The sequence below is a fragment of the Mesorhizobium sp. M0663 genome (genome assembly GCF_040320585.1).
Lineage (GTDB): Bacteria > Pseudomonadota > Alphaproteobacteria > Rhizobiales > Rhizobiaceae > Mesorhizobium.
The window spans coordinates 100,064-109,244 of sequence record NZ_JAMYPX010000015.1 but is presented as its reverse complement, the minus strand read 5'-3'; the positions used below and the strand labels follow the sequence as shown (position 1 = coordinate 109,244).

The following is a 9,181-nucleotide window of genomic DNA, read 5'->3' as shown; positions in this document are numbered from 1 at the left end:
GAAGATTCAGGCTTTTTCGTGATGCAGCGACCAGCTTACGCGATATTTGGCCGGCGTCACGATCATGTTTGGCAACAGACGTTAATCGTTGCCGGCAATGCGGTCGATGCGGATCACGAACAGCATGGCCGGCCGGACCGGATCCAGGCGCAGTTCCGGCGCTTGCGCCCCGAGCAACAGCGCGTCGAGCGGCCCAAGTTGCATGGGCGCCGCGCCGGCCACGCTGAGTTCGCCGTCGACGCACAGGATGAGTGTTTCATCGGCTTCGGCCTGGATCTCCGTCGGAGCCGAAATCAGCAGGCGCTCGACCGTGTGGATCGCCCGGGCGCGGCGGGTCATGACGTTGAGGTCGGTGATCGGACCGGCGATCAGCGTGGCTTGCGTCGGCACGTCGGCCGGAAAGGCAAGCGGTGCGGAAGCCTTGGTGATTTCGACCGGTAGCCGGCCGGCGATGTCGAGGATCATGCCCTCGCCTTCCAGCAACGCCAAGGTCCGGTCGACGCCGGCAAATCCGGAAAATGGGCCGCCGCCCTCGACCAGCGCCATCGAGACGCGCCAGTCGAAATCGTCGAGCCCGGCACCTGGCGGCGAGACGGCAATCTCCGTCGTCACCCCGCCGCCGTTCTTCCACGGCATCGGCCGGTATTCGGCTGCCCGAAGGATGCGCAAGGCGCGGCTCAGCCCAAAATGCCGGGCAGGTTGAGCTGGTTCTCCCGGGCGCACTCGATCGCGATGTCATAGCCGGCATCGGCGTGGCGCATGACGCCGGTCGCCGGATCGTTCCACAGAACCCTTTCCAGGCGCTTGGCCGCCTCGGGCGTGCCGTCGGCGACGATGACCATGCCGGCATGCTGCGAAAAGCCCATGCCGACGCCGCCGCCATGGTGCAGCGACACCCAGGTGGCGCCGGACGCCGTGTTGAGCAAGGCATTGAGCAACGGCCAGTCGGAGACGGCATCGGAGCCGTCCTTCATCGCCTCCGTCTCGCGGTTCGGCGAGGCGACCGAGCCGGAATCGAGGTGATCGCGGCCGATGACCACCGGCGCCTTCAGTTCGCCCCTGGCGACCATCTCGTTGAAGGCGAGGCCGAGCCGGTGGCGATCGCCAAGCCCAACCCAGCAGATGCGCGCCGGCAGTCCCTGGAAGGCGATGCGCTCACGCGCCATGTCGAGCCAGTTGTGCAGATGGGTGTTGCCGGGGGTCAGCTCGCGCACCTTGGCGTCGGTCTTGTAGATATCCTCGGGATCGCCGGAAAGCGCTGCCCAGCGGAACGGGCCGATGCCGCGGCAAAACAGCGGACGGATATAAGCCGGCACGAAACCCGGGAAGGCAAAAGCATTCTCGAACCCCTCCTCCTTCGCCACCTGGCGGATGTTGTTGCCGTAGTCGAGCGTCGGCACGCCGGCATTCCAGAACGCCACCATCGCCTCGACATGCTCGCGCATCGACGCGCGGGCAGCTCTTTCAACGGCCTTCGGGTCGCTGGTGCGCTTCTCGCGCCACTCGGCCAGCGACCAGCCCTTGGGCAGATAGCCATTGAGCGGGTCATGCGCCGAGGTCTGGTCGGTGACGATGTCAGGGCGCACGCCGCGCCGCACCAGTTCCGGCAGGATGTCGGCGGCGTTGCCGACCAGGCCAACCGATTTCGCCTCACCGGCTTTGGTCCAGCGCTCGATCTTTTCCAGAGCCTCGTCGAGCGTGTCGGCGCGCTCATCGACATAGCGGGTGCGCAGCCGGAAATCGATGCGGTCGGGATCGCATTCGACGGCCAGGCAGCAGGCGCCGGCCATGACCGCGGCGAGCGGCTGGGCACCGCCCATGCCGCCGAGACCGCCGGTCAGGATCCACTTGCCCCTGAGATTGCCGCGATAATGCTGGCGGCCGGCCTCGACGAAGGTCTCGTAGGTGCCCTGCACGATGCCTTGCGTGCCGATGTAGATCCACGAGCCGGCCGTCATCTGGCCGTACATCATCAGGCCCCTTCTATCGAGCTCGTTGAATTTCTCCCATGTCGCCCAGTGCGGCACCAGGTTGGAATTGGCGATCAGCACGCGCGGGGCGTCAGGATGAGTGCGGAACACGCCGACCGGCTTGCCCGATTGCACCAACAACGTCTCGTCGTCGCCAAGCGTCTTCAGCGAGGCAACGATGCGGTCGAAATCGTTCCAGGTGCGCGCCGCCCGGCCGATGCCGCCATAGACGACCAACTCGTTGGGGTTTTCGGCGACGTCTGGGTCGAGATTGTTCATCAGCATGCGCAACGGCGCTTCCGTCAGCCAGGTGCGGGCGTTGAGCTCGCTGCCGCGCGGGCTGCGCACTTCACGGATGTTGTGGCGAGGATCGGTCATGATTGTCCCTTTCGAGTGAGGTGCACCGCGCGTCAGCGTTCGGCCCAGGCGATCGCGGTTTCCAGGATCTTCTTCAGCGTGACGCGGATCGGCGCCGCGAATTCGGCCTCGTAAGGCACCGGCCAGTTAGCCGGTTCGCCCTTGCCTTCGGGCTCGCGCATATAGCCGCGGTTGGAGAGTTCCATCTGCAGCGCGTGGACGCCGGCTAGCGGCTGGCCGAAATGGCGCGTGATCCAGCCGCCCTTGAAGCGGCCGTTGACGACGTAGCTCTCGCCGGTTTCGGCGAGGATCCGGCCAACCGTCGCTTGCAGCGTCGGATCGGCGCTCTTGCCGTCATTGGTGCCGAGATTGAAGACCGGCAATTTGCCTTCGAAAAGGCGCGGCAGCACCGAGCGGATCGAATGGCAGTCATAGACGACGAGCTTCCCATGCAAAGCGCGCAGCCTGTCGATCTCGGCCTGCAGAGCGGCATGATAGGGTACGAAGAACTTCTCGCGGCGTTCGTCGATCTCCGACGGTCCCGGCTCTTCACCCTTGCGGTAGAGCTGATCGCCGTCAAAGGTCTCTGTCGGGCAGAGCCCAGTCGTCGTCTGGCCGGGATAGAGCGAAACGCCGGACGGATCGCGGTTGACGTCGATAACGGTGCGCGAAATCGCCGTATGCACGACCGTCGCGCCGAGGCTCTCGGCGAAGTCATAAAGCTTGTCGATCCACCAGTCGGCGTCACGGCGGCCGAGCCAGGGCGAGACCAGCCGGCTGTCGAGGCCGGCGAGATCGATGCCGGTATGCGGGATCGAAACCAGCAGGGGTGCTGTGCCTTGGGTGACGGTGAGCCAGGAGGGTGAGGTCATCGGAAGTCTCCGCGCGACAGAACGCGACCTTGCAATCGTCCGTGAACACCGACCTCGCTTTTTGCCGGTCGGAACGCATTTTGTTCTTGCTTTGTGCCGGCAGCTATGCTACTAAGTTCGGTATGGTGCTGATTCGGCCCGACGACCCGCCTTTGAGGCGGGTTTTTTGTTTCTGGCAGGACGTCAGCGGGACAGCGCCCCCCTCTGTCCTGCCGGACAGTCCGGCAGGACAGAGGGGGGCGCGACAGAACGCGACCTGTCACGGCACACCGCCTCATGACGCAACGCCCGGCAGTTTCACCGCACCCGCGGTCTTCACCGCCGCGCCGCTGCGTATCATGGCGATGGCCTTCTCCATGTCGGGGTGGAAGTGCCGGTCGTTGTCGAGATGCGGCACCTCTGCCCTGACCAGCCGGCGCACCGCCTCCAGGGCCGCGCTCGAGGCCAGCGGTGCGTGGAAATCGCAGCCTTGCGCGGCGGCCAGCAATTCGATGCCGATGACGGCCGTCGCATTCTCGACCATGCCGATGAGGCGGCGCGCGCCATGCGCCGCCATCGAGACGTGGTCTTCCTGGTTGGCCGAGGTCGGGATCGAATCGACGCTGGCCGGATAGGCCTTTTGCTTGTTTTCAGAAACCAGTGCTGCCGCCGTGACCTGAGGGATCATGAAACCGGAATTCAGACCCGGCTTGGGCGTGAGAAAGGCCGGCATGCCCGACAGCGCCGGATCGACCAGCATGGCGATGCGCCGCTCCGACAGCGAGCCGATCTCGCAGACGGCGAGTGCGATCATGTCGGCGGCGAAGGCGACCGGCTCGGCATGGAAATTGCCGCCCGAAAGTGCGGAGTCGTCCTCGGCAAAGATCAGCGGATTGTCGGTGACGCCGTTGGCCTCGGTGCCGAGCGTCTCGGCGGCCTTGCGGAGCACGTCGAGTGCTGCGCCCATCACCTGCGGCTGGCAGCGCAGGCAATACGGATCCTGCACGCGCTCGTCGCCGACGCGGTGTGATTCACGGATGGCGCTGCCGGCCATCAAATTGCGCAACGCCTCGGCCGTCTCGATCTGGCCGCGATGTTTCCTGAGCAGATGGATGCGTGGATCGAACGGAGCGTCGGAGCCCTTGGCGGCATCGGTCGACAGCGCGCCGGCGACCAGTGCCGACTGGTAGAGCACTTCCGCCTCGAACAAAGCGGCAAGCGCATAGGCGGTCGAAAACTGGGTACCGTTGAGCAGCGCCAGGCCTTCCTTGGCGCCCAGTGTCACCGGCTCCAACCCATGCGAAACGAAGGCGACCTTGGCGGGAAAGCGGCCATGCGGGGTAAAGCACTCGCCGACGCCGATCATCACGGCGGTCATGTGCGACAGCGGCGCAAGGTCGCCGGAAGCGCCGACCGAGCCTTGCGCCGGCACCACGGGGATAACGTCGTTGGCCAGCATCGCCTCGATCAGTTCGATCGTCCGCGGCCGCACGCCGGAGGCGCCCTGTGCCAGGCTGGCCAGCTTCAGCGCCATCATCAGCCTGCAGATTGCGACGGGCATCGGCTCGCCGACGCCGGCGGCATGAGACAGCACGATGTTTCGCTGCAACGTTTCCAGATCGGCGGCGGGGATGCGGACGCTGGCCAGCTTGCCGAAGCCGGTATTGATGCCATAGACCGGCTCGCCCTTGGCAACGATCCTGGCGACGGCCTCGGCGCTGGCCTTGATCTTCGGCCGGCAGGCATCGTCGAGCCTCAGCGCGGCGCCGCGATAGATGGCGCGCCAATCGGCCAGCGTGGCATTGCCCGGCCTTAGCTTGAGTTCGGTCATTGTCCCCTCCAGATGCGGGCATGCAGCGGGTTGAAGCCCATGCGGTAGACGAGTTCGGCCGGGCGCTCGACGTTCCAGATCGCCAGATCGGCCGATTTTCCGGCCTCCAGCGTGCCGGTCTGTCCAAGCAGCCCGAGCGCGCGGGCAGCCTCGCGGGTAACGCCGGCAATGCATTCATCGACGGTCAGGCCAAACAATGTCGCGGCCATGTTCATGGTCAGCAGCAGCGAGGTCAGCGGCGACGTGCCGGGATTGTTATCGGTGGCAACGGCCATCCTGACGCCATGCTGGCGAAACAAGGCGATCGGCGGCTTCTTGGTCTCGCGAATGAAGTAGTAGGCGCCGGGCAGGATGGTCGCCAAGGTTCCGGCCTTCGCCATCGCCGCCGCACCGGCCTCGTCGGTGTATTCGAGGTGGTCGGCCGATAGCGCACCATAGCGCGCCGCAAGTTCGGCGCCGTGCAGATTGGACAGCTGGTCCGCATGGAGCTTGACCGGCAGGCCCGCCGCCTTCGCGGCATCGAACACGCGGGCGATCTGCTCCGGCCAAAAGGCAATGCCTTCGCAAAAACCGTCGACGGCATCGGCCAGGCCCTCGGCAGCGACGGCCGGCAAAATCTGCTTTGCAACAAGATCGATAAAGGCGTCCTTGTCACCTTTTGCTTCGGGCGGCAGCGCATGAGCGCCGAGGAAAGTGGTCCTGACCGTCACCGGCCGCTCACCGCCCAGCCGTCGTGCGGCGCGCAGCGACTTCTTCTCGTTTTCGAGGTCGAGACCGTAGCCGGATTTAATCTCGACGGTGGTTACGCCTTCGGCAAGCAGCGCATCGAGGCGCGGCAGCGACTGGCCGACCAGTTCGTCCTCGCTCGCCGCGCGCAATGCCTTGACCGAGGAGACGATGCCGCCGCCGGCCTTGGCAACCTCCTCATAGCTGGCGCCGGCCAGCCGCATCTCGAATTCATTGGCACGGTTGCCGGCGTGGACCAGATGAGTGTGGCAGTCGATCAGGCCGGGCGTGATCCAGCGGCCTTCGCAGTCGATCGCCTCGGCGCCTTTGCTAAGTGCTGCCGGCATGTCGGCTTCCGGCCCAGCATAGACGATCCGGCCGTTGCGCACGGCGATTGCACCGTGCTCGACAACGCCTGACCCGGGGCTGCTTTCGGCCATGGTCGCGAGGCGCGCATTGCGCCAGAGGCGAACCTCCCCTGCCCGGCTTTTGCTCTCTGCAGCCATCATCTTTTCCGTTTCAATAGGTGACGATTATGTATATACATATGAAAAGGCACTGCAAGCGCTATCATCGCACGGCAGACCGGGATTTGGAGAAAAACGTGACAGCAATCTTTGCGGAACAGGCGCTTCTGCCCGACGGCTGGCACAGCAATGTGCGGATCGTCATCTCCGACGGCAGGATCGCCACGGTCAAGGCGAATACCTCGCTCCTGCCTGGAGACGAGCGCCGTGCCATCCTGCTATCAGGGATGCCGAACCTGCACAGCCATGCCTTCCAGCGCGGCATGGCCGGCCTTGCCGAATTGCGCGGCCCTTCCGCCGACAGTTTCTGGAGCTGGCGCGAGGTGATGTACCGTTTCGCGCTGTCGATGACGCCGGACCAAGTCGAGGCGGTCGCGGCCCAGCTCTATGTCGAGATGCTGGAGGCCGGGTTCTCGCGCGTCGGCGAGTTTCATTATTTACACCATGACCGCGACGGCCGGCCCTATGCCAATATCGCCGAGATGGCGCAGCGCATCGTTGCTGCAGCGTCCGAGACAGGCATCGGGCTGACTTTGCTGCCGGTGTTCTACGCGCATTCCTCTTTCGGCGGCGCTGCGCCAAATGAAGGCCAACGCCGGTTCATCAACGATGTGAACCAGTTCTCGCGGCTTGTTGAGAAAAGCCGCGAATCCATTCGCACCTTGAATCAAGGCGTCGTCGGCGTCGCCCCGCACAGCCTGCGTGCCGTGACACCGGAGGAACTGGAAAACATCACGGTGATGGCGCCGGAGGGGCCTATCCACATCCACATCGCCGAGCAGATGAAGGAGGTCGAGGACTGCCTTGCCTGGTCCGGCGCGCGGCCGGTCGAATGGCTGCTTGCCAACGCCAAGGTCGACCAGCGCTGGTGCCTCATCCACGCCACCCACATGACCGACACCGAGACGACCGATTTGGCGAACAGCGGCGCCGTTGCCGGTCTCTGCCCGATCACCGAGGCCAATCTCGGCGACGGCACCTTTGCCGCGTCCTTGTTCATGCAGCATGGCGGCCGCTTCGGCATCGGCTCGGATTCAAACGTACTGATCTGCCTGCCGGACGAGTTGCGGCAGCTCGAATATTCGCAGCGCCTCGCCCGCCGCGCCCGCAACGTGCTGGCGGTGGCCGGCGGCTCGACCGGCCGTGCGCTATTCGATGCAGCGCTCGATGGTGGCAGTGCCGCGCTGGGCGCCGGACCCTCGCAGATCGCAGCAGGTGCCTCGGCCGATTTCGTCTCGCTCGACGGCAAGCATCCATCGCTGGCCGGCAAGACGGGCGATGCAATCCTTGATGCCTGGATTTTTGCCAACGGCACCAAGGTCGATTGCGTCTGGGTGCATGGCAAGAAACTGGTCAGCGGCGGCATGCATGCCAGGCGCGATGCCATCGCCGAGCGGTTCCGCAAGGTGATGACGGCGCTTTCGGCATGAGCATGATCGGGACAATAAGCGCGGATTCTGGAAGCGCGGACGGCGGCGAGGTTCTTTCGCTGCACCAGCGCATCCTGTCGGACATCAGCGAACGGATCCTGTCGGGTGCCTGGGCGCCCGGCCACCGCATTCCGTTCGAGCACGAACTGACGGCCGAATACAATTGTTCGCGCATGACAGTGAACAAGGCGCTGTCGCAACTGGCCAAGGCCGGGCTGATCGAGCGCCGGCGTCGCTCCGGCAGTTTTGTCCGCCGGCCGCAGTCGCAGGCAGCCGTTCTCGAAATCCACGACATCCGGATCGAGGTCGAGGCACTTGGCCTGCCCTACCGCTATGAGCGCATAGCGCGAAACAGAAGGCGCAGCAGCGCCGACGACCGCGCCCTGCTGGAACTCGACGTCGCCGGGCCGGTGCTGGTGCTGGAATGCCGGCATTTCGCCGGCAAGCGGCCGTTCGCCCACGAGCAGCGGCTGATCAACCTGGCTGCCGTGCCGGAGGCCGCCGATGAGGCGTTTTTCGACACCGCGCCCGGTCCGTGGCTGATCGGCCGTGTGCCGTGGAGTGCGGCCGAGCATCGCATCCGCGCGGTTGCCGCCGAAAAGCGCGTAGCGGCGGCACTCGACATCGCGACGGGCGCGCCGTGCCTGGTGATCGAGCGGCGGACATGGAGCGCCGAGCACCCCGTCACCCATGTCCGCTTCACCTATGCGGCAGAGAACCACACGCTGGTGGCGCGGTTCACGCCGTCGCAGGGGTAAACCCTCCCCCTTGAGGGGAGGGTCGCGGAGCAAATTGCCGCGTGGCGGCATTTTGTGACGCGGGGTGGGGTCGGTGCAACCTCGCCGACCCCACCCCGTCTCGCAGTCTCCGCTTCGCTCCGACTACTCGCCGACCCTCCCCTCGAGGGGGAGGGTTAGGAGCTACGCCTCAAATCGCCGCGGTAACAATAATCTCGACCAGATATTCCGGTCCGGCAAGCTTGGCTTCGCCGGTGGCGCGGGCCGGCGTGTTGCCTTGCGGTACCCATTTGTCCCACTCCGCGTTCATCTCGGTAAAGGTGCTCATGTCGGCCAGCCAGATGATCGCCTGCAGGATCTTGGTTTTGTCGGTGCCGGCCTTGGCCAGCAATTCGTCGATCGCCGCCAGAATGTCCCTGGTCTGGGCGCCGACGTTTCCGCCCGGCTTGCCGACCTGACCGGCCAGATAGACGGTGTTGCCGTGGATGACGATCTGGCTCATGCGCGGGCCCACATCGATGCGACGAATGCTCATTGGATATTCCTTCTCTTGTCCGGCTTTCTCTTGTCGGCTGCGCCTGTTTAGGATCGGGATACGTTTCGGGCAAGGCCGCTCGAGCGGAACTTCTTGAGCCAAGCCAAAGCACACAACAAGACGGCCCGGCCGCAATTCCGCCCGATTGGCTTGTTGACTAATGTAATAACATCACATATCGAATCCGCCCCTGCAGCGCCGATCATCGCCCCCATGG

General features: G+C 65.0%; 8 protein-coding genes. 2 read left to right on the top strand and 6 right to left on the bottom strand.

The genetic code is table 11. The annotated features are described in order from the left end of the window. Positions 1–81: 81 nt before the first annotated feature. The 5 genes from NKI54_RS23285 to hutI all read right to left on the bottom strand — a co-directional run bounded on the left by NKI54_RS23285 (position 82) and on the right by hutI (position 6,241). Complete coding sequence (locus tag NKI54_RS23285) at positions 82–669, bottom strand: HutD/Ves family protein (protein WP_023674422.1); 588 nt, start codon at positions 667–669, stop codon at positions 82–84. Between the two features lie 8 nt (positions 670–677). Beyond that, positions 678–2,348 (bottom strand): urocanate hydratase, encoded by a 1,671-nt coding sequence (gene hutU, locus NKI54_RS23280; protein WP_023674421.1) that lies wholly within the window; start codon positions 2,346–2,348, stop codon positions 678–680. Positions 2,349–2,380: 32 nt separating this feature from the next. Then, positions 2,381–3,199, bottom strand: coding sequence for an N-formylglutamate deformylase (gene hutG, locus NKI54_RS23275; RefSeq protein WP_352692501.1), 819 nt, complete (start codon positions 3,197–3,199; stop codon positions 2,381–2,383). Between the two features lie 274 nt (positions 3,200–3,473). Beyond that, complete coding sequence (gene hutH, locus NKI54_RS23270) at positions 3,474–5,009, bottom strand: histidine ammonia-lyase (RefSeq protein ID WP_023674419.1); 1,536 nt, start codon at positions 5,007–5,009, stop codon at positions 3,474–3,476. Further along, the gene (gene hutI, locus NKI54_RS23265; protein ID WP_023674418.1) at positions 5,006–6,241 is read right to left on the bottom strand and encodes an imidazolonepropionase; all 1,236 of its coding nucleotides are present in this window, start codon (positions 6,239–6,241) and stop codon (positions 5,006–5,008) included. The genes hutH and hutI overlap by 4 nt, the downstream gene beginning before the upstream one ends. Before the next feature lie 98 nt (positions 6,242–6,339). Between hutI and NKI54_RS23260 the strand changes: the two genes are divergently transcribed. Further along, on the top strand, positions 6,340–7,692 hold the full coding sequence (locus tag NKI54_RS23260; RefSeq protein ID WP_352692500.1) for a formimidoylglutamate deiminase: 1,353 nt from the start codon (positions 6,340–6,342) through the stop codon (positions 7,690–7,692). Then, the gene (hutC, locus tag NKI54_RS23255; protein WP_352636612.1) at positions 7,689–8,450 is read left to right on the top strand and encodes a histidine utilization transcriptional repressor HutC; all 762 of its coding nucleotides are present in this window, start codon (positions 7,689–7,691) and stop codon (positions 8,448–8,450) included. Before NKI54_RS23260 ends, hutC begins: the two co-directional genes overlap by 4 nt. Before the next feature lie 169 nt (positions 8,451–8,619). Here the strand turns inward: hutC and NKI54_RS23250 are convergent, their stop codons facing one another. Continuing rightward, positions 8,620–8,964, bottom strand: coding sequence for a RidA family protein (locus tag NKI54_RS23250; protein WP_352636611.1), 345 nt, complete (start codon positions 8,962–8,964; stop codon positions 8,620–8,622). Between the last annotated feature and the right edge of the window lie 217 nt (positions 8,965–9,181).

Coding starts and splice junctions, on each gene's coding strand:
- hutU (WP_023674421.1), bottom strand. CDS start 2,348: ATGACCGATCCTCGCCACAACATCCGTGAAGTGCGCAGCCCGCGCGGC.
- hutG (WP_352692501.1), bottom strand. CDS start 3,199: ATGACCTCACCCTCCTGGCTCACCGTCACCCAAGGCACAGCACCCCTG.
- hutH (WP_023674419.1), bottom strand. CDS start 5,009: ATGACCGAACTCAAGCTAAGGCCGGGCAATGCCACGCTGGCCGATTGG.
- hutI (WP_023674418.1), bottom strand. CDS start 6,241: ATGGCTGCAGAGAGCAAAAGCCGGGCAGGGGAGGTTCGCCTCTGGCGC.
- hutC (WP_352636612.1), top strand. CDS start 7,689: ATGAGCATGATCGGGACAATAAGCGCGGATTCTGGAAGCGCGGACGGC.
- NKI54_RS23250 (WP_352636611.1), bottom strand. CDS start 8,964: ATGAGCATTCGTCGCATCGATGTGGGCCCGCGCATGAGCCAGATCGTC.